We start from the raw sequence: 20142 nt of genomic DNA, 5'->3' as shown, positions 1-20142 counted from the left end.
GGCCGGAGAACCCGGCCCGTGCGCGGCGCCCCGCCCCTCGCACCCCCAGCACCACCCCGTCTTGAGGAGTCACCGTGGCCATCTCGGTCTTCGACCTGTTCTCGATCGGCATAGGCCCGTCGAGCTCCCACACGGTCGGCCCGATGCGGGCGGCCCGCATGTTCGCCCGCCGGCTGCGCAACGAGGACCTGCTGGAGCGGGCCGCGTCGGTCCGCGCCGAGCTGTACGGCTCCCTCGGGGCGACGGGCCACGGCCACGGCACGCCGAAGGCGGTGCTGCTCGGCCTCGAGGGCGCCTCGCCGCGCACGGTGGACGTGGAGACGGCCGACGAGCGGGTCGAGACGATCCGGACCTCCGGCCGGCTGAGCCTGCTCGGCAAGCACGAGATCGCGTTCTCCTACGACGACGACATGGTCCTGCACCGCCGCAAGGCGCTCCCCTACCACGCCAACGGCATGACCCTGTGGGCGTACGACGCCTCCGGCGCCGAGCTGCTGGCCAAGACGTACTACTCGGTCGGCGGCGGCTTCGTCGTGGACGAGGAGGCGGTGGGCGCGGACCGCATCAAGCTGGACGACACGGTGCTGAAGTACCCCTTCCGCTCGGGCGACGAGCTGCTGCGCCTGACGAAGGAGACGGGCCTGTCGATCTCCTCGCTGATGCTGGAGAACGAGCGGGCCTGGCGCACCGAGGAGGAGATCCGCGAGGGCCTGCTGGAGATCTGGCGGGTGATGCAGGCGTGCGTGGGACGCGGCCTGTCCCGCGAGGGCATCCTGCCGGGCGGTCTGAAGGTGCGCCGCCGCGCCGCCGTCACCGCCCGCCAGCTCCGCGCCGAGGGCGACGCGACGGCCCGCGCGATGGAGTGGATCACCCTCTACGCAATGGCGGTGAACGAGGAGAACGCGGCCGGCGGCCGGGTGGTCACCGCCCCGACCAACGGCGCGGCCGGCATCATCCCGGCGGTCCTGCACTACTACATCAACTTCATCCCCGGCGCGGACGAGGACGGCGTGGTCCGCTTCCTGCTCGCCGCCGGCGCGATCGGCATGCTCTTCAAGGAGAACGCCTCCATCTCCGGCGCCGAGGTCGGCTGCCAGGGCGAGGTCGGCTCCGCCTGCTCGATGGCGGCGGGCGCCCTCGCCGAGGTCCTGGGCGGCACCCCCGAGCAGGTCGAGAACGCCGCCGAGATCGGCATGGAGCACAACCTCGGCCTCACCTGCGACCCGGTGGGCGGTCTGGTCCAGATCCCCTGCATCGAACGCAACGGCATGGCCGCGGTCAAGGCCGTCACCGCCGCCCGTATGGCCATGCGCGGCGACGGCTCCCACAAGGTCTCCCTCGACAAGGTCATCAAGACCATGAAGGAGACCGGCGCGGACATGTCGGTGAAGTACAAGGAGACGGCCCGGGGCGGGCTCGCGGTGAACATCATCGAGTGCTGAGGGAGCGGGCACTGACCAGCGCGTTTGCTTCTTTCAGTGCTGTCGGTGCCTTCCCTGCTTACGCGATGGAAAGCCCCTCAGTCCCTGGGGTCCCGGCTGCCGGACATCGTCCAACTCGCCCGACACATCGAGCTGGAGCGGCTTCGTGACGTCGGCTTCAGCGCGATCTTCGTCGGCTGCGAGTCCGGCTCCGACCGCATGCTCAAGCTCATGACCAAGAACGCGACGGTGCAGGACACGATCGACGGCTGCCGGCTCCTCTCCGCGGCCGGGATCATCCAGCTGACCAGTTGGATCCACGATCTCCCCGAAGAGACCGAGGAGGACCGCTGCCCCAGGTCCCTGTCGAGGGCGATCACGGTTGATGATACCTACGCTGAAGAGTCGCCTCTGGCAACGGCTCCCGGCTCCCCACGCGCGATGTCACAGACAGCCCATACACTCCGAACCCGTCGGAGACAACAGATCCGGCGGGAGCCGAACAAGGTGCCATGCAAGGGAGCGGCCGATGGGGCAGGCACGCTATGACCAGCGGGTGCGGGCCTTCGTCGAAGTCCGCGGTGGTCAGCAGGACTGGGAGGAGGCCAAGGAGCGGTTTCTTCAGCAAGGCTGGCCCATCCGCGGCGAACACCCCTCTGGTCAAGGACCGCTGGGGAATGCCGTTGACCCGTCTCCCGACTCCCGGGTCTACGAGATCGAAGTGCGCCTCTTCGGTATCGCCAAGGGATGTGACCGAGGTGCGGCCGATCGAATCCGCAAGGTGGCGCAGGCCGCAGGGCTGGAAGCCTACGTCTTACGTGCCGAACGCCTGCATCGGGACCGGGAGACACGCTCCCGTTGGCGCATCATCGACGCTCAGGCCAGACGACGCGCCCTCGACTCGCCTTGGCGCCGGTACGTCGCCAACTGGGCCATGGCTCGCGGCGCCTACGACGTCGGTGGCCTCATAACCGGCCCCGCACGACAAGCCCTGCGCTTGGCACGTACCGGAAACCCGACGGCCGGTTCAAGAGTCGCCGTCCGTCCCTTGGACGGCATGTGGAAGGACCCGGTGCGCCGCTGGCCGGAGGAGGAAGGCAACCGCCGGGCCCTTCATGCCGTCGTGTGGGCTTTTATGCCGGCTGTGGCCCTCGCCTTGGCAGCCCATGCAGTACCGGCAAGTCTGTGGTTCTGGGCCCTGGTCGCGCTTACCGGCGCTGTGAGAGCAGCACACGCCGGTTGGCGGCTCTTCCCCGACGGCAAGGCAATGGGCGCGGTACTGGTCCTCCTGGCGTCCGGCTTCTTGACGGCTGCCGGGCGCGGACTTCTCGGCAGCGAAGCCTGGACGCCCTCCACGATGTCCTACACCGTGCTCGTTCTCGGGGTGGTCGCGGGACTTTGGCTCCTGGTACGGCAGTGGACGTGGGGTGAATGGGTCGGATGGGCTGTCCCCCTCGTCACCACGCTGCTGATCTCGAGTTTCGTGGCAGCGGGATCGGTGCTCCACGCCCTGTACGCCGACGGGCTGGACCTGAGCGTCGACGATCTCGACGTCCCGCCACTCTGGCAGTTCATCGCCTCGCTGAAGCTCGTATCGATGCTGGCCTACGTGTTGATCGTCCCTGCCTGGTGGGGCATCGCCCGGCACCGCCACCACTTCTACGCAGCGCCCGGCGAGCGCACGAACGTCGTTCTGAATGCCCTCATCTTCGTTGCCCTTTTGGCCGCCACGGCCGGAATAGCCCTGGACTCGACCAGCCAGGCTGTCGAACGCACCAAGGCCGCTGCCGAACGCGGCACGAAATCGCCGGCGTACTTCGGCGTCGAACCTTCCTGGACGTGCGTACGGACGACCGCCGAGCTCGGGAACATCCCTGGTGAGGGCCCCGCGCTGAACCCGGATCGTCCCTACCTGCTCATCAACGTCGCAGGCAGCACTATCGTGCTGTGGGACCCGATCGCGCACGAACCGGTAAAACTTCCCGCCAACAAGGCGTGGCTGGAGCCGACCAAGAGCGGCAAGGCTACTTGCGCGTGACCCGACACTCATGAATGTCCTCAAAATCTCCGGTCCAGGCCGACGCTCGACCTCCGACGGACGCGCCTCATGATCCTGGCCTCCTCCGGGCGGGCTCTCGTGTTACCAGAGAGGTCCGGCACGCCCAAATCGCTCTTTCTGTGGATTCTGTTCCTGTCAACGCCTCAGCTACGGCAGGAATTCAACGGATGCAGCACTCCACTGGCCCCCTCGAGACCGCCTTCCTGACCCTCCCGAAGGCCGCCGACCATCTCGGCCTCTCCCCCAACGCCCTTTACGTCTGGCGCCATCGCCGTCAGGGCCCTCCCAGCTTTCGCATGGGACGTCGCGTGATGTACCGCGTCTCCGCCCTTGACGCGTGGGTACGAGCCCAGGAGCAGGCCGACTCCCGGTCGAACCCCGCCCTCAACCCCCTTGCGTGCAAGCCTCAACGCCGCGCCAGGTCCCTCTGGTAGCACCAGCGCCCTTTCGAAAAGACCAGGAAAAGACCGTCCGCGGCCTGGATAAGCCCCGGCCGCTACGAGCGTTGCCACCAACCGACCCACAACACACCACAGCACGGAGAACCACCGAATGGCCGGTGTGGTCTTCGCCGTGGCCAGCCACTGCTTCGCGTCCTCGCTGGTGTCGAACGAACGGTCGTCGACCCGCGGGACGGTGAGATATCGCTCGCCGACTACATCATCGACCACTGGTGGCCCAGCCGCACCGACGAGCCCTCGACCCAGGGCCCGATGGCCAGCCGCATCCGGAACCACATCATCCCGCTCCTCGGGGACCTTCCCCTTCGTGAGATAGACGCCTCGGGGCTGCGGTCCTTCACGGCCTCGCTGCTGACCCTTGTCGAGAGCTCGACGGCCGAGGTGATCTAGCGGCATCTCTCGGCGATCCCCGGCAACGCGGTCGACGACCAGCGGCTGCTGCGAAACCCGACCAAGGCGCACCGAAGCATCAAGCCTCCGCGGGCCTTGGACAAGAAGGCCAAGGCGTGGACCCGCCCGATCGTCGACGCTGTTCGGCTTCACCTCCAGGACCGTTACCGGCTGGCAGTCGACCTCGGTCTCGGGCTCGGGCTACGCCAAGGAGAGGCCTTCGGTCTGGGCGAGCACTGCCGGCGCTACCCGCCCACCCCGTGCACGTTGCCGTGGCGTGCTCCGGAGCCCCCGGCCAACGCCTTGGAGGCCCGGCAGCGCAAGCCCGTAACCGTGCGGCTGGTGCTGACGACCTCGCACGGCAACCGGATCTACTACCGGACCTGGAACGACCGGAGCTGGAGGGTCAAGCTTTACTCCGCGCGCCGCGAGGACATGTTCCAAGTCCTGCGCCACACCTACGCCAGCGTGCAGCTCGAGGCGGGCGAGTCCCTCGTGAGCGTCTCCTCATGGCTGGGGCACTCCTCGTCCACCACCACGCTCACCCACTATGCTCACTTCATGCCGGGAGCCGGTCAGCGAGGCCTCGCGATCATGGACACCTGGCTGGAGCGGGACCGGTCGCGGATTGTCCCTGAGAAGTCCCTGAACATCATCGAGTGCTGACGAGGTCCGGCCCGTGCCGTCGTGCGGCCGCTACCTTCTGGCGATCAGCCAGACGGCCAGCGCGATCACCGCGAGCGCTGCGAGCGAGGCGGCGACGATCTTGCCGGTGCTGTACGGGCGCTCGCCGACCACCTCGCCGGTGCGGGCGTTCACCGTGACCTGCCAGGTCCGCCCGGCGTGCAGGTAGGTCAGGAACCACACCGGCAGCAGCATCAGTTTGAAGGTGACGTCGGAGTAGTGGGTGTCGACCGACTCGACCCGCTGCTCGTCGCCGCCGATGTCGCTGCGGCAGTCGCCCTCGATGACCTCGGCCATCCGCTGCTTGGCCGTCTCCAGGCCGGACTCGGGCTCGATGTCGTAGCGCACCGTCTGGAAGCCCGCCAGGTACTCCTCCTGGTAGGGCCGGGCCTCCTCCAGCGGCCAGGGCGTGAGCTTGTCGAGCTGCTTGGCGCTGACATGGCCGGTGCCGGGCACCAGGACGTCGTCGAAGTCCCGCGACACCGTTCCGGAGGCCGGGTACCAGCGGGTGTGCCGCACCTGCTCGGTCACGGTGCGGGTCTCGCCGTTCTCCGTGACGGTGCGCGTCACGGTCTCGTAGTAGTACTCGCCGCGCCGGCCCCGGTAGTCGGAGACGGTGGCCGCGTCGTACGTCCAGTGCGGCAGGTAGCTGCCCTTGAAGGACTCCGCCTCGGTGACCTTCTTCAGGTCCTTGGGGGCGAACCAGCGCGAGGACGTCCAGGTGCGCAGCGCCTCCCGAGCCCCGTCGCGGTCGAGGCCGAAGGGCACGACGGCCTCGGGGACGACCCGCTCGGTGGCGCCCGCGTCGGCCACCAGGGGCGTGGCGCAGAACTGGCAGCGCACGGAGAGCGTGTCGCTCTCGGTGCGGGCCCCGCAGCCGGGGCAGACGAAGGTGTTCACGGAGCCGGGTCCGGCCAGGGGCTTGGCGGGCAGGGCCGCCAGCTCCTGGATGGGGTGCTCCCGGACCGCGCGCGGGACGGGCACGATGGCCTGCTGGTGCCCGCAGTAGGGGCAGCGCAGCGCGTCGGTGCCCGGGGCGTACTCCACGGTGGCGCCGCAGGCCTGGCACGGGTACGAGCGGGCGGAGGCGGCGGTGGCCTGGTCCTCGGTCATGGTCGTCGTCCCCGTCCGCTCAGGCCTGGGGCGGCAGCGGCGGCGGGACGCTGCCGAAGAGGCGTTCGACCTCAGGGACCTGTTCGGCGGGGAGCCAGCCGGACATGCCGTTCTGCCAGACCAGGGTGGTCCGGGTGAGGGTGCCGGCGCTGATCAGGCCGGTCAGCGCGGCGGTGTCGTAGGGGCCCTGCTGGGCGCCGCCGACGCCGACGAACCACTGCTGCTGGGGCAGCGGCGGCGGGGCGGCCGGGGCCGAGGCGGGGGCCGGGGCGGCGGCGGCCTGCTGCGGGGTGAGTCCCTCCGCCATGCGCCGGCCCAGGGCCATGCCGACGCCCAGTCCGACGCCCTCGCCGGCGGCGCCGGGGTTGCGTGCGGCGTCGCCGATCGCGTCGGCCGCCTGGAGCTGGGTGTACTGGTCGAGGTTGCCCACGATCCCCATCCGGGAGCGGGCGTCGACGGCGGCCTCGACCTCGGGCGGCAGCGAGATGTTCTCGATGATGAACTTGGGCACGGCGATGCCGACCGGGGCCAGTTCCTCGGTGAGGGCGGCCGCCAGCTTGGTGCCGAGGCCGTCCTGACGGGTGGCCAGGTCCAGCATCGGCACCCCGGCCGTGGCCAGGACGGTCGCCAGCCGCCCGACGACGAGCTGCCGCAGGTACTCCTGCACCTCCTCGGTGCGGAACTGCGGGTCGGTGCCCGCCAGTTCGCGCAGCAGCGCGGCGGCGTCCACGACCCGGGCGGCGAAGGCGCCGAAGGCCCGCAGCCGGACCATGCCGAACTCGGGGTCGCGGACGATGACGGGGTTCTGGGTGCCCCACTTGAGGTCGGTGAACTGGCGGGTGGTGACGAAGTAGACCTCGGCCTTGAAGGGCGAGTGGAAGCCGTACTTCCAGCCCTTCAGGGTGGAGAGCACCGGCAGGTTCTCCGTCTCCAGGGTGTAGGTGCCGGGCGTGAAGACGTCGGCGATCTGCCCCTCGTTGACGAAGACCGCCGTCTGCGACTCGCGGACGACGAGCTTCGCGCCCATCTTGATCTCGTTCTCGTAGCGCGGGAAGCGCCAGACGATGGTGTCGCGGCTGTCGTCGGTCCACTCGATGATGTCGATGAACTCACCGCGTATACGGTCCATCAGTCCCACGGCCCGCCCCCGTTTCCTCTGCTTTCGGCTCACTTCGCGTCCGCACGATAGCAATCGGCGCCCGCCCGGGGATCCGGCACCTGATCGAACCTGTTCCCCCGGGGGCTACCGAACGGTAACCGCCCTTCCCTACGCTTCCGCTCAACTCAACTACGAGCAAAGGGAGTTGGCCATGGGCGGGACAAGAAGACTGGCGGCCTTACTGGGTGCGGTCGCGCTCCTGACGGCGGTCCCGGGCAACGCCCGCGCGGCGGAGCCGACGTTCGCCGGGACGACGGCGATCGGTACGCACAACGCGTACGAGAAGGCCAAGTACACCTACTTCGCGCAGGCCCTGGACTCCGGGGCCTCGCTGCTCGAGATCGACGTCTACACCGATCCGCTGACCCGGCGCTGGCGGGTCAGCCACAGCAATCCGCTAGGCAACGACAACAACTGCGAGGCCGCGAAGGCCCCCGGCGAGCTGTACGGCAAGAGCCGCGACCAGGACCTCGGGAGCTGCCTGGACAACATCGCCGCCTGGCACCAGCTCCACCCCGACCACCGGCCCATCGTCTTCAAGATGGAGATGAAGAACGGCTTCAACAACACCCTCGGACTCGGGCCCGCCGCGTTCGACACCCTGGTGCGGCAGAAGCTCGGCGACCTGGTCTACAAGCCGTCCGACCTGCTGGGCGGGAAGCACGCGTCGCTGGACGCGGCCGCCAGGGCCGACGCCTGGCCGTCCCGAGACGCCCTGACCGGCAAGGTCCTCTTCGAGCTGATCCCCGGCACGGTGGAACAGGCCAACCCCTTCGACCACTACTGGACCGACCAGGAGTACGGCGACCACCTGCGCGACCTGTACGCGGCCGGGAACATCGCCTCCGCCCAGGCCTTCCCCGCCGTCCTCGGCGCCGCCGCCGGCGACCCGCGCGCGAGCCGCTACGACGCCTCGATCCGCCCCTGGTTCGTGTTCTTCGACGGCGACGCGGCGACCTACGCCACCAAGAACTACGACACGTCCTTCTACTCCCGGAACCACTACATCCTGATCACGACGGACGCGGCCCAGGTCGCCCCGGCGATCTCCTCGACCAACCCCACGGACGCGGAGGTGGCCGCTCGCCTGTCCCTCCTGGCCGGGCAGCACGCCAGCCTGATCACCTCGGACTGGTCGGCCAAGTCGGCCGCCGTACTGGGTTCGGTGGTCCCCCGGGGCTGATGTTCGAACACCCTGAAGGGATCGCCCGTACCAGTTGTGGGGCAGAACCCAACCAACGACTCCTCCCCCACAGCACCTTCAGGGAGTGTGCATGCTGCACGGCATCGATGTGAGCGCCTACCAGTCCTCCACCTACGGCACGAGCGGCCTCTCCTTCGTCTTCATCAAGGCGACGGAGGGCCGCTCGTACGTCAACTCCAAGCTCAGCGACCAGACCAAGCACGGCCGCGACGCCGGTCTCGTGGTCGGCTTCTACCACTTCCTGTGGCCGGGCAACATCACCGCGCAGGCGGAGTACTTCGTCTCCCACGCGCCCGAGAAGGCGGGCGACATCCTCGCCGTCGACTGGGAGACGACCGGCGAGGGCACGCACGCGACCAACGCGGAGAAGGACGCGTTCATCCGCAAGGTCAAATCCCTGCGCCCGCACAACCGGGTCGTGCTCTACACGAACCGGAACTTCTGGCTCAACATCGACACCACCTCCTACGCGGGCGACGGCCTGTGGATCGCCGACTACGTCACCGCCGGGCGGCCCCGGATCAAGGCGAAGTGGCTCTTCCACCAGTACACCGACGACCCGCTGGACAAGGACGTCGCGAACTTCGGCAGCACGACCGCGCTGAGGCAGTGGGCGGCCGTCTGATCCGGGACTACCCCCGGAACTGCGCCGGCCGCTCCGGGGACGCCTCGGCCAGGGCCTTGGCGACGGTGTCCGCGCCTGCCTGGAGGCCGTAGACCGGCGTGCCGGGCTGCTGGCGCCAGGAGTCGTCGATGCCGCCGCCGTCCACGGTGTCGAAGCCGAGCTGGTCGATGAGCGCCCGCACCTTCGCCTTGGCCGCCTCGTCGTCGCCCGCCACCGGGAGCGCCATGCGGTCGGGAGCGCCGGCCGGGCGGGGACGTTCGAGGAGGTCCTGGGCGAAGGTCCCGTTGAACGCCTTGATCACCCGGTGGCCGAGCTGCCGTTCGGTCCAGCGGCTCTCGGTGAGCCCCTCGTCCTCGATCCCCGCGATCCGGCCGTCCCGCTCACGCGGGTAGTAGTTGCCGGTGTCGATCACCGTCACGCCCTCGGCCGCCCCGTCGAGCAGCCCGGGCGGCAGGTTCGGGACGGCCTTGACCGGGACGGTGACCACGACGACCTCGGCGCCGCGCGCCGCCTCCTGTGCGGGTACGGGGGTCGCGCCGGTCTCCTCGGCCAGCGCGCCGAGCGTCTGCGGGCCACGGGAGTTCGCCACGGAGACGTCGTGCCCGAGGGCGGTGAGCCGCCGCGTGAGGTTGCCGCCGATGTTGCCCGCGCCGATGATGCCGATCTTCATGTCCTGCTCGCCTTGCCTTTCCGTGGTCGGTGTCCGGCACAGCTTCCGCAGGACAGATGAAACCCCCGGGCGGCGCCGGCTATTCCGACCCGGCGCCGGCCGAGCGCTCCGTGTCACCTGTTCGGCTTGATCACGTGTTCGGCTTGCTCACGCGCGCCCGCAGGGCGGCGATCACCCAGGCGAACTCCGTCTCGTGCGTCGGAGCGGACGTGCCCTTCAAGGTCGCCAGCAGCTCGCGGTAGCGGGCGAGCCTGGTGTTGTGGGACGCCTCCAGGCGTGCGAGGACGGCCGCGTGGTCGGCGTTGCCGAGGAGGTCGTCCAGTACCTCGTCGGCTTCGGGTGCCTCCGGCGCGAGGCCGCGTTCCAGGGCCTGCCCTGCCAGTTGGACGAGCCGCTTGACGAACCACATGGACGCCCCGGCGGGCGTCTCGTGGCCGCGGTCGGCTGCGTTGAACTCGGCCGCCCTGCGCATCTGGGTCCGGAACTCCGGGTCCCGCACCAGTTCGGCCAGCTCCACCCAGGCGTCGACCTGCTCGGGTGTCGGGTCCTCGGGCAGGTCCATCGCGGTGCGCCGCATACGTTCCCGGATCTCGGGATCGGCGGTGTCGAGGCCGTGGAACATCTCCTCCACGAACTCCTCCATGATCCGCCTGCGTTCGGCCGCAGACAGCCGGGCCAGTTTGTTCATCAGGGTCATCTCCTCCGCACTCGAGCCGCGCCGGGCCACGGTCGACAGCACCGCCCGGGTCACCCTCAGGGAGCGGATCTGCGCGTCCAGCGCGGCCACGTGGGCTGCCGCGACCTCCGCGACCGTCCGCTCCCCTGCGAGCACCCTGCGCACGTCGGCCAGGCCGAGGCCCAGCTCGCGCAGAGTGCGGATCAGCTCCAGGCGGGCGACGGAGGCCACGTCGTAGAGGCGGTAGCCGCCCGTGGAGCGGGCCACCGGGGGCAGGGCGCCCTCGTCCGACCAGTAGCGGATGGTGCGTACGGTCAGTCCGGTGACCCGGGCCAGCTCGCCGATGGTGAGCAGGCCGGTGCCGTCTTCGGTCATGTCGGCGAGTGTGTACCTTCCAGCGGCTGGAGACTCAAGGCGAGCGGTGGGGCGGGCGGGGCTCGGTGCCATGGCCGGTAGTGCGGGTTGCTCTCGCAGCCGTTCAGGATCTCCGTCTTCGTCGTCCTGTCCACGGGGCACGCGCCGACGATGTCGTTGCGCCACAGGGTGCCGCACGTCGTGCGCCAGACCGGGGCGGGTGTGACACGGCCGAGGTCGAGGCGGCGGTCGCGGCCGTGGTGGCGAGGACGGCGGAGAGGGACGGCAGAGCGGCGGTGGTCCGCCGCCTCGGACGAGTGGTGATCATGCACGGCACGATCCCGGTTCCGCGGCGGCGGACAGCGGATCTTCACCCGGTCGTGGCATATCCACGACCTGTCCGACCGGTGCCAACCCGCCGCGGGTCAGCGGAAGATGCCCGTGTGACCCAGGGAGTAGCGGCCCGGCTGGGGGTACACCGCGAGGCCGTGGGGGCCGTTGCCGACCTTGATGCGGGCCAGTTGGGCGCCGGTGCTGGTGTCGATGGCGTACACCTCGGAGTTGTAGCGGCCCGACAGCCACAGAACCTTGCCGTCGGCGGAGACGCCGCCCATGTCGGGGCTTCCGCCGTTCGGCAGGCGCCACTTCTTGGTCAGCCTGCCCTCAGCGAAGTCGAAGACGGAGATGGTGCCCTCGCCTCGGTTGGAGACGTACATCTCGCGGGAGTCGCGGCTGACGTAGAGGCCGTGGGCGCCCTTGCCGGTGGGCAGGAAGCCCGGCTTGCCGAACGTGTCGCCGTCAAGGATCCACAGCCCGTTGGCCACCATGTCGGCGATGTAGAACTTCTTGCCGTCGGGCGACATCTTCACGTCCTGCGGCATGGCGCCGCGGACGTCCAGCTTCTGCCGCCCGACGACCTCCATCCTCGCGGTGTCGACTTTGAGCAGTTCGCCGCTGAACTCGCAGGAGACGATGAAGTAGCGGCCGTCCAGGGAGAAGTCGGCGTGGTTGACCCCGGAGCAGGTGACCGGGACGACCTTGGCCGTCTTCATGGTGTGCGCGTCGCGGAAGACGAGCTGGTGGTCCTTGGAGGCCATGACGACGGCGTACTTGCCGTCGGGCGTGAAGTAGAGGTTGTACGGGTCGTGCACGTCGACCGGCTTGCCCGCCCTGCCGGTCCTCGGGTCGATGGGCGTCAGGGAGTTGCCGAGGTCGTTGTTGACCCACAGCGTCTTCAGGTCCCAGGAGGGCACGACGTGCTGGGGCTGGCGGCCCACCGGGATGGTCTCGATGACCTTGTATGTCGCGGGGTCGATGACCGTGACGGTGTTGGAGTTGGTGTTGGGGACGTAGACGCGGGAGGGGAAGTCCCTGACGACCGGGGAGAGTTTGCCCGGCCGGTCGGCGGCGTAGACGTCTGCCGGGTCGAGGACCGGCGGCATGCCGGGCAGCACGTCGGCGGCCTGCCGTGCGGGTTCCTTGCTGCCGAGGGCTTCGTCGGCGTGGTTCTTGGAGCCCCCGCCGGTGCAGGCGGAGAGCGCGGTGAACGCGAGGCAGGCGGCGCCGGCGGTCAGAGCCCGGGCGAATCGAGTGGGTGGCATCAGCTCAGCAGCTCCGTGGTGGTGACCGCGTGGAGGCCGCGGCGGGCGAGTTCTTCGAGTACGTCGGGGAGGGCGGCGACCGTGTCCGGGTACCCGAAGTGCAGGCTCACCACGGATCCGTTCCGGACCTCCGCCAGGACCTTGCGGGTGACGGCCGGGGCGCCGGGCCGGGTGTAGTCGAGCGAGTCGACGTCGTAGGACAGCACGTGCGGGTACCCGGCCGCGCGAGCCAGCCGCTGGACCAGCGGGGAGGCGGTCGGTGCGCGCGAGGGGCGGAACCAGGTGCCGATCGAACCGGTCAGCCGCTTCAGCCGGTCCGCGCAGCCGGTGATCTCCGCGCGGGCGCCGGCCTCCGCCATGTCGTTGACGGCCACATGGTGCTGGGTGTGGTTGCCGAGGTCGTGGCCGCCGTCGAGGATCCGGCGGGCGAGCTGCGGATACTGGTCGAGCCAGGTGCCGACGGCGAGCACGGTGAGGCGGGCGCCGTGTTTCTCGGCCGCGGTGAGCAGGCCGCGCGCGGTCTCGGGGTCGCCCTGGCCGTGGAAGGTGAGGGCGACGCGGGGCCGGTCGCGCGGGCCGTGGGTGATCTGCGCGGGCTGCCGGGGGAAGGAGCGCGGCGCGGGCGCGGCCCGCGGGGTGGCGGCGGGCGACTCGGCGGAGAGGGCCGAGGACGCGGCGGAGGACGCGGCGGCGTGCGGGGCGGCGCCGGGAGAGGAACACCCGGCGGCGAGCCCGGCACCGGCGACGAGCCCGGCACCGGTCCGCAGCACGCCGCGGCGATCGGTCGTGGTCACCCGCACCATTTAAGAGGGAGAGGGTAAGAAAACGGGCGATTCACACGTATTGACGCGATATGAGCGTCAGTCAGCCGCGGGGCGCGCGGTCAGCGGTCGGCCACGCGCATCTCGAACCAGGTCGTCTTGCCCCGCGGCAGCAGGTCGACCCCCCAGCGGTCGGACAGCTTGTCGACGAGGAACAGGCCGCGGCCGCTGACGTCCAGCTCCTGCACGGGCATCAGACAGGGCAGCCCCCGGGAGGGGTCGCGGACCTCGACGCGGAGCCAGCCGCGGCGGCGGCGCATCCGCAGGCCGAAGACGCGGGCGCCGGTGTGCCGCACCGCGTTCCCCACGAGTTCGGAGACCAGCAGGACGGTGTCCTCGGTCAGTTTCGGGGACAGGCCCCACTGGCGCAGGACGACGACCTGGGCGAGTCTGCGGGCGATGGCGGCGGACTCGGGGAGGGACGGGAGCGGAACCTCGCACTCCGTCGGGTCGCCGTGGACCTCCAGGGCCTCCAGCGCCCGTTCGTCCTCGACCGCGGGCGACCAGCGCGCCGCGGTCGCACGTGACTGTCCCCGCGGCTGTCCGATGCCTTCCAGCCCCGCCATGCCCCCATCATGGCCGTCCGGCGTCTCGCGCGGGGCCCTTCCGGCGGAATACGCCCCCTGGGGGCCTTCCGCGCACGGCTTTCGAACGGCAGGCGCCGGTGGCACTTCAGGTCCGTCGAAAGCGTCGACCTGGGCGGACGGATCGGCTGGAGGCAATCGACCGGCTCCCTCGGCAAGGCAGGCTTGAAGCTGGCTCAAGGCTGCCACAAACCGCCCGCCCAGGGAGCCGAATCAGACATCACGTCAATTGCAAGGCTCCGGACGAGGTTTCACTGGAACTTCGCCTTGCCGGGACCCTCCTCGACGAAGCTGCGCATGCCGCGTTCGCGGTCCTCCGTGGCGAACAGGCCCGCGAACCAGTTGCGCTCGATGGCGAGCCCGGTCTCCAGGTCGGTCTCCAGGCCCGCGTCGACCGACTCCTTGGCGGCGCGCAGCGCGATCGCGGGGCCCTGCGCGAGCCGGGCGGCCCAGGCGTGCGCGGCCTCGTACACCTCGGCGGCCGGCACCACGCGGTCCACCAGGCCGATCGTGAGGGCCTCGTCGGCCTTGACCTGACGGCCCGTGAAGATGAGGTCCTTGGCCTTGGAGGGGCCGATCAGCCGGGACAGCCGCTGGGTGCCGCCCGCGCCCGGGATGAGGCCGAGCAGGATCTCCGGCTGGCCGAGCTTGGCGTTGTCGGCGGCGATGCGGTAGTCCGCGCAGAGCGCGAGTTCGCAGCCGCCGCCCAGCGCGTAGCCCGTGACCGCGGCAACCACCGGCTTGGGGATGCGGGCCACGGCGGTGAAGGAGTCCTGCAGGGCGCGGGCCCGCACGACCATGGCCGCGTGGTCCATCACCTGCATCTCCTTGATGTCCGCGCCCGCCGCGAACACCTTCTCGCCGCCGTAGATCACCACGGCGCGCACGTCCTCGCGGCGGGTGGCCTCCTCGGCGAGCTCCTTGATCCGGTCCTGCGTCGCGACGTCGAGCGCGTTCATGGGCGGGCGGTCGAGGCGCAGCGTGCCGACGCCCTCGGCGACTTCCAGAGATACGGTCATGAGGGCAGGTTAACGGGGGCTAACGGCAGTCCGCCCGGTGCGGTCCGTCACACCGGGCGGAGCCGTCGCAGTGGTTACGCCTTCCAGTCGTCCCAGGACATGTTCCAGCCGTTCATGCCGTTGTCCGGGGCGACGGTGCGGTCCTGGGAGTTCTTCACGACGACCACGTCGCCGATCATCGAGCGGTTGAAGAACCAGGCGGCCGGCACCCCGCCGTCGTAGCCTCCGCGCACGTCGCGCAGGCCGATGCAGCCGTGGCTGGCGTTGTAGTTGCCGAAGGCGCCGCCGCCCCAGTAGTTGCCGTGGATGAAGGTGCCGGAGTCGGTCAGGCGCATGGCGTGCGGGACGTCCTTGATGTCGTACTCGCCGCCGAACCCGACCGTCTCACCGTTCATGCGGGTCACCGTGAGCTTCTCGGTGATGACCATCTGGCCGTTCCAGGTGGCGTTGCCCGGCCGGCCGGCGGTGATGGGGATGGTCCTGAGGACCTTGCCGTCCCGCATGACCTTCATGGTGTGCTTCTTGGCGTCGACCACGGAGACCTGGCTGCGGCCGATGGTGAAGGAGACCGTCTTGGTCTGCTTGCCGTAGACGCCGGGGCGGCCCTGGACGCCGTCGAAGTTGAGCTTGACGGTGACCTTGGTGCCGGCCTTCCAGTAGTGCTCGGGCCGGAAGTCGAGACGGTCGTTGCCGAACCAGTGGCCGGCGACCTCGACGGCCGGCTCGGTCTTGATCTCGATCGCCTTCTCGACGGCCTTGGGTGCCGTGATGCCCCGGGTGAACCGGAGGGAGAACGGCATTCCGACGCCGACGGTGGAGCCGTCCTCGGGGGTGAAGTAGCCGACGAAGGTGTTCTGCGGCGTCAGCGTGGTGAAGCTGGAGTCCTCGGCCGCCTCACGGCCCGCGGAGTCCTTGGCGACGGCGTGCACCGTGTACTTGGTGGAGGCGGCCAGGTGGAGGTCCGGGGTCCAGGAGGTGCCGTCGGCGGATATCCGCCCGGCTATCGCGGTGCCCTTGCCGTCCTTGACGTCGACCTGGGTGAGCTTGCCCTTGGTCGCACCGACCTTCAGGGCTCCGCTGGTGTCGACGGACTTGGCGCCGTTCTTGGGCGCGATGGTCACGACCGCCTGCGACTGCTCGCTGCGGGCGCTGTCGGCGTCCTTGCCCTTGCCCGTGCCGGATGCCCCGCCCTGGGTGTCTCCCCCGCCGCAGGCGGTGACGGCCAGGAGCAGCACGCCGGAGGCCAGCGCCAGCAGCCCCTTGCTCCCCCGTCGCCCCCGCGCGCCCACCGACGCCCCCGATATCGGCCGCACATTCACTTGTTTCTCCCCTCCCCGGGCCGGCCCCGACCCGTGCCCCAGCGCGCCGTACGCGCTCTGGCGCATACTAACCACAAGGTCAGAGGCGAGTTGTCAGGCAATTGTCACTGTTCCGTCCCAAGTTCAACGACCCCAGGAAACATGCCCTCTTGACTGGGCGCCGGCCCCCACCGGGTTACTTCACCGCGCTGCCCTTCTTCCAGTCCTCCCAGCCCATGTTCCAGCCGCCCAGGCCGTTGTCGGCGGAGACGGTCCTGTCGTCGCTGTGCACGATCTCGACGACGTCGCCGACGAGGCTGCGGTCGAAGAACCAGCTCGCCGGGGTCGGGGAGCCGCCGCCCTTGACGTCCTTCAACCCGACGCAGCCGTGGCTGACGTTGGCGCGGCCGAACGTGTCCGCGGGTGACCAGTAGTTGCCGTGCAGGAAGGTGCCGGAGTCGGTCAGCCGGATGGCGTGCGGCACGTCGGGGATGTCGTACTCACCGCCGAGGCCGACCGTGCGGCTGTTCATGCGGGTGACCTCCTGCATGTCCATCACCACCATCTTCCCGTTGTACGTGCTGTGCCGGGCCGCACCCGCGGTGACGGGGACGGTGGCGAGCAGTTCGCCGCCGCGGCGCACCTGCATGGTGTGGGCGGTGACGTCGACCAGGGAGGACTGGCTGCGGCCGATGGTGAAGGAGAGGGTCCTGTCCTGCTGTCCGTAGAGACCGGGCGCTGCCTCGACGTCCTTCAGGCGCAGTTCGACGGTGACGCGGGTGCCCGGCGTCCAGAACCGGCGTGGACGGAAGTCGAGCCGGGACCTGCCGAACCAGTGCGGGCGGATCTCGACGGCGGGCCGCGCGGTGACGCGGACGGCCCGTTCGACGGCGGCGCGGTCGGTGACGTCCCGGCTGAAGGCCACGGAGACGATCATTCCGGTGCCGACGACGGAGCGGTTCTCCGGGGTGACGTAGCCGATGAGGCGTTCCGCGGGGACGAGGGTGGTGAAGGTGGTGCGCCGGGCGGAGCGGTGGCCGCGTCCGTCGACGGCCACCGCGTCGACCGTGTAGGTGGCGGCGAGGGCGATCCGGTCGTCGTCGGGCCGCCAGGTGCGGCCGTCGCGGGAGAGGTGTCCGGGCACCGGAGTGTCCCTCGCGTCCTGGGACTTGACGACCTTGACGGACTCCAGGTGCCCGTCCGCGGCCCGTACCCGCAGCTTCTCTCCGGGGCGTACGCCCTTGTGCCCGTCCTCCGGCGAGACCTTGACGACGTCCTCGGCTCGCGGAGGTCCGCCGAAGAGCCGGTCGAACCCGCCCGCGCCGTCCGCGGCGCAGCCGGCGGCCCCGGCCGCCAGTCCTGCCCATGTCAGTACGGCGGCCAGTGCGGCCCCCATGCGCCGTGCGCGCCCAGTTACGTGCCTCACGAGCTGCCCAACGACCGGCGTGCCCCCGGGAAACGTGAGTGCGAGGCAAGCTCTGGGCAGAACAGTGGGGAGGACCGCGCGACGGGGAGCCGCGACCGGGGGTCAGCCGCAGGGGGCGGGGCCGGAGGCGGACAGGAACCGGAAGAGCCGCAGAGAGCCGAAAAAAGGGGCCGCCCTGGTGTCCAGCGCAGCCGAACAGGAGGCGGTGGCGGGCGGGCGCGCCACCGAGGAGGAGCGGCCGTCCGCCGCCGTGAACGGCGTGCGGCGGGCCGCGCCGTCGTCCGGCCTGCCCGTGTGGCCGGGAGCGCCGACACCGCTGGGCGCCCGTTTCCGGGCGGGCCCGGACCAAGCGGCCGGCACCGGCTTCGCGTTGTGGGCAGGCGGGGCGGAGGCGGTCGACCTCTGCCTGTTCGACGGTCCGGGCCCGGACGCGAAGGAGACGAGGGTCCGGCTGACCGAGCTGACGCACGAGACCTGGCACGGTTTCGTGCCAGGGATCCTGCCGGGGCAGCACTACGGCTACCGGGTGCACGGCCGCTGGGACCCGTGGACGGGCGCCCGCTGGAACCCGGCGAAGCTGCTGCTCGACCCGTACGCGCGCGCGGTGGACGGTGCCAAAGGAAATGATTACAGCCGGCTGCCGCCCGAGGTCTACGGGCACGTACGCGACTGGCCGGACCAGCGGGTCGCGGACACCGTGCGCGACGAACGGGACTCGGCGCCGTACGTGCCCAAGGGCGTCGGGGGGGGGGGGGGGGGCCCCCCCCCCCCCGGGGGCGCCCCCCCCCCCCCCCCCCCCCCGGGCCCCCCCCCCCCCCCGGCGCCGGGGGGGGCGGGGGGGGGGCCCGCCCCCCACGACGACTGGTCCGACGACCGCCGCCCCGGCACGCCCTGGGCGGACTCGGTGATCTACGAGCTGCATGTGCGCGGCTTCACCAGACTGCACCCGGGCGTTCCCGAGGAGCTGCGCGGCACGTACGGCGGTCTCGCCCACCCGGCGGCGATCGAGCACCTGGTCAGGTTGGGCGTGACGGCGGTGGAGCTGCTGCCGGTGCACCAGTTCGCGCACGAGGACCATCTGCTGCGCCGCGGCCTGCGCAACTACTGGGGCTACAACTCGATCGGCTACTTCGCCCCGCACGCCGCCTACGCCTCCTCCGGCACCGCGGGCGCCCAGGTGGGCGAGTTCAAGCGGATGGTGCGCGCGTTGCACGCGGCCGGGATCGAGGTGATCCTCGACGTGGTCTACAACCACACGGCGGAGGCCGGCGAGTACGGCCCGACACTGTCGTTGAAGGGCATCGACAACCAGCGCTACTACCGCCTCCAGCCGGACGCCCGCAGGTACGCCGACTACACCGGCTGCGGCAACACCCTGCACGTGGTCCAGCCCAACGTGCTGCGCCTGATCACCGATTCGCTGCGGTACTGGGTGACGGAGATGGGCGTGGACGGCTTCCGCTTCGACCTCGCCGCCGCGCTGGCCCGCGCCATGCACGACGTCGACATGCTCTCCCCGTTCCTCGCGGTCATCGCGCAGGATCCGGTGCTGCGCCGGGTCAAGCTGATCGCCGAGCCGTGGGACGTCGGCTCGGGCGGCTACCAGGTGGGCGCCTTCCCGCCGCTGTGGACGGAGTGGAACGACCGCTACCGCGACACGGTGCGCGACTTCTGGCGGCACGCGCTGCCTGACGTGCGGGAGATGGGCTACCGGCTGTCCGGCTCCAGCGACCTGTACGCCTGGGGCGGCCGCCGCCCCTATGCCTCCGTCAACTTCGTCACCTCGCACGACGGTTTCACCCTGCGGGACCTGGTGTCCTACGAGCGCAAGCACAACGAGGCCAACGGCGAGGGCAACCGGGACGGCACCGACGACAACCGCTCCTGGAACTGCGGGGCGGAGGGCGAGACGGACGACGAGCGGGTGCGGGCGCTGCGGCGCCGGCAACTGCGCAACCTCCTGACCACCCTGCTGCTGTCGACGGGTGTGCCGATGCTGGTCGCGGGCGACGAGCTGGGGCGCACCCAGGGCGGCAACAACAACGCCTACTGCCAGGACAACGAGACCGGCTGGCTGGACTGGAGCCTCCTGGAGGACCCCGGCTGGCGGGAGCTGGCGGAGCTGACCGCCCGTCTGATCGCGCTGCGCCACCGGCACCCGGTGCTGCGCCGCCGCGCGTTCTTCTCGGGGCGCGCGCACTCGGCGGACGGCCTGAGGGACCTGGCCTGGTTCACCCCGTGCGGCACGGAGATGACGGAGCAGGACTGGTACGCCCCCGCGGCCACCCTGGGGATGTACCTGTCCGGCCGGGACATCCCGGGCCGCGACGAGCGCGGCGCCCCGATCGCCGACGACAGCTTCCTGGCGGTGCTGCACGCCGGGGACCGCCCGGTGGACTTCGTCCTGCCGGGGCCGCCGTGGGCGCGGCGTTACGAGGTGATCGTGGACACCTCGCGGGAGGACCAGACGCGGGCGCCGGAAACGGAGCACGCCTCGGCCGCCGCGATCACGGTGCCGGCGAGGTGCGTGCTGCTGCTCAAGGTCGTGGACTAGCGCCGCGGCAGGTGACGTTTGCC

Annotated in this window: 19 protein-coding genes and 1 pseudogene; 9 read left to right on the top strand and 11 right to left on the bottom strand. The window is 70.6% G+C overall.

Annotated features, from left to right (window positions below):
- The first annotated feature begins 74 nt into the window (after window positions 1-74).
- From ACF09J_RS22495 to ACF09J_RS22470, 6 genes are all read left to right on the top strand, one after another.
- Window positions 75-1442: an L-serine ammonia-lyase gene (locus tag ACF09J_RS22495; protein ID WP_392307222.1), complete on the top strand. Its 1368-nt coding sequence runs from the start codon at window positions 75-77 to the stop codon at window positions 1440-1442.
- A 45-nt stretch (window positions 1443-1487) separates the two neighbouring features.
- Window positions 1488-1970: a radical SAM protein gene (locus tag ACF09J_RS22490; RefSeq protein ID WP_392307221.1), complete on the top strand. Its 483-nt coding sequence runs from the start codon at window positions 1488-1490 to the stop codon at window positions 1968-1970.
- Window positions 1951-3459, top strand: a complete 1509-nt coding sequence (locus tag ACF09J_RS22485) for a hypothetical protein (RefSeq protein WP_392307220.1) — start codon at window positions 1951-1953, stop codon at window positions 3457-3459. Before ACF09J_RS22490 ends, ACF09J_RS22485 begins: the two co-directional genes overlap by 20 nt.
- Window positions 3460-3473: 14 nt before the next feature.
- Complete coding sequence (locus ACF09J_RS22480; RefSeq protein ID WP_392307219.1) at window positions 3474-3914, top strand: helix-turn-helix transcriptional regulator; 441 nt, start codon at window positions 3474-3476, stop codon at window positions 3912-3914.
- A 279-nt stretch (window positions 3915-4193) separates the two neighbouring features.
- Entirely contained in the window at window positions 4194-4331 is a 138-nt protein-coding gene (locus tag ACF09J_RS22475) for a hypothetical protein (RefSeq protein WP_392307218.1), read from the top strand.
- A 96-nt stretch (window positions 4332-4427) separates the two neighbouring features.
- Window positions 4428-4997: a hypothetical protein gene (locus tag ACF09J_RS22470; protein WP_392307217.1), complete on the top strand. Its 570-nt coding sequence runs from the start codon at window positions 4428-4430 to the stop codon at window positions 4995-4997.
- 30 nt (window positions 4998-5027) lie between these two features.
- Here the strand turns inward: ACF09J_RS22470 and ACF09J_RS22465 are convergent, their stop codons facing one another.
- Together ACF09J_RS22465 and ACF09J_RS22460 are read right to left on the bottom strand one after the other, a co-directional pair.
- Window positions 5028-6128, bottom strand: a complete 1101-nt coding sequence (locus ACF09J_RS22465) for a hypothetical protein (RefSeq protein WP_392307216.1) — start codon at window positions 6126-6128, stop codon at window positions 5028-5030.
- 19 nt (window positions 6129-6147) lie between these two features.
- Complete coding sequence (locus ACF09J_RS22460; protein ID WP_392307215.1) at window positions 6148-7257, bottom strand: SPFH domain-containing protein; 1110 nt, start codon at window positions 7255-7257, stop codon at window positions 6148-6150.
- Window positions 7258-7438: 181 nt separating this feature from the next.
- Here ACF09J_RS22460 and ACF09J_RS22455 point away from each other — a divergent pair, with 181 nt between their 5' ends.
- Both ACF09J_RS22455 and ACF09J_RS22450 read left to right on the top strand, forming a co-directional pair.
- A complete protein-coding gene (locus ACF09J_RS22455) occupies window positions 7439-8470 on the top strand; it encodes a phosphatidylinositol-specific phospholipase C domain-containing protein (RefSeq protein ID WP_392307214.1) in 1032 nt (343 codons plus the stop codon).
- Between the two features lie 91 nt (window positions 8471-8561).
- Window positions 8562-9116, top strand: a complete 555-nt coding sequence (locus ACF09J_RS22450) for a glycoside hydrolase family 25 protein (protein ID WP_392307213.1) — start codon at window positions 8562-8564, stop codon at window positions 9114-9116.
- A 7-nt stretch (window positions 9117-9123) separates the two neighbouring features.
- Here the strand turns inward: ACF09J_RS22450 and ACF09J_RS22445 are convergent, their stop codons facing one another.
- From ACF09J_RS22445 to ACF09J_RS22405, 9 genes and pseudogenes are all read right to left on the bottom strand, one after another.
- Window positions 9124-9786, bottom strand: a complete 663-nt coding sequence (locus ACF09J_RS22445) for an NADPH-dependent F420 reductase (RefSeq protein WP_392307212.1) — start codon at window positions 9784-9786, stop codon at window positions 9124-9126.
- Window positions 9787-9916: 130 nt separating this feature from the next.
- Window positions 9917-10837 (bottom strand): MerR family transcriptional regulator, encoded by a 921-nt coding sequence (locus ACF09J_RS22440; RefSeq protein ID WP_392307211.1) that lies wholly within the window; start codon window positions 10835-10837, stop codon window positions 9917-9919.
- Between the two features lie 65 nt (window positions 10838-10902).
- Window positions 10903-11144, bottom strand: a pseudogene (locus ACF09J_RS22435) (hypothetical protein); the annotation flags it as partial.
- Between the two features lie 97 nt (window positions 11145-11241).
- Window positions 11242-12417, bottom strand: a complete 1176-nt coding sequence (locus ACF09J_RS22430; protein ID WP_392307210.1) for a beta-propeller fold lactonase family protein — start codon at window positions 12415-12417, stop codon at window positions 11242-11244.
- Entirely contained in the window at window positions 12417-13220 is an 804-nt protein-coding gene (locus tag ACF09J_RS22425) for a polysaccharide deacetylase family protein (protein WP_392307209.1), read from the bottom strand. Before ACF09J_RS22425 ends, ACF09J_RS22430 begins: the two co-directional genes overlap by 1 nt.
- 80 nt (window positions 13221-13300) lie before the next feature.
- Complete coding sequence (locus ACF09J_RS22420; RefSeq protein ID WP_392307208.1) at window positions 13301-13804, bottom strand: ATP-binding protein; 504 nt, start codon at window positions 13802-13804, stop codon at window positions 13301-13303.
- 269 nt (window positions 13805-14073) lie between these two features.
- Entirely contained in the window at window positions 14074-14841 is a 768-nt protein-coding gene (locus ACF09J_RS22415; protein ID WP_392307207.1) for an enoyl-CoA hydratase/isomerase family protein, read from the bottom strand.
- A gap of 74 nt (window positions 14842-14915) precedes the next feature.
- A complete protein-coding gene (locus tag ACF09J_RS22410; protein WP_392307206.1) occupies window positions 14916-16160 on the bottom strand; it encodes an Ig-like domain-containing protein in 1245 nt (414 codons plus the stop codon).
- A gap of 175 nt (window positions 16161-16335) precedes the next feature.
- Window positions 16336-17565 carry an Ig-like domain-containing protein gene (locus tag ACF09J_RS22405; protein WP_392307205.1) on the bottom strand — a complete coding sequence of 410 codons (1230 nt, stop codon included), beginning with the start codon at window positions 17563-17565 and terminating at the stop codon, window positions 16336-16338.
- Here ACF09J_RS22405 and glgX point away from each other — a divergent pair.
- Window positions 17534-20119 carry a glycogen debranching protein GlgX gene (glgX, locus tag ACF09J_RS22400; RefSeq protein WP_392307204.1) on the top strand — a complete coding sequence of 862 codons (2586 nt, stop codon included), beginning with the start codon at window positions 17534-17536 and terminating at the stop codon, window positions 20117-20119. The two genes, ACF09J_RS22405 and glgX, sit on opposite strands and share 32 nt — an antisense overlap.
- The last annotated feature ends 23 nt before the right edge of the window (window positions 20120-20142 follow it).

It is taken from the genome of Streptomyces sp. NPDC014889 (genome assembly GCF_043081205.1).
Classification (GTDB): Bacteria; Actinomycetota; Actinomycetes; order Streptomycetales; family Streptomycetaceae; genus Streptomyces.
The sequence above is the reverse complement of the archived record's forward strand: the minus strand, read 5'-3'. Positions and strand labels throughout refer to the sequence as shown.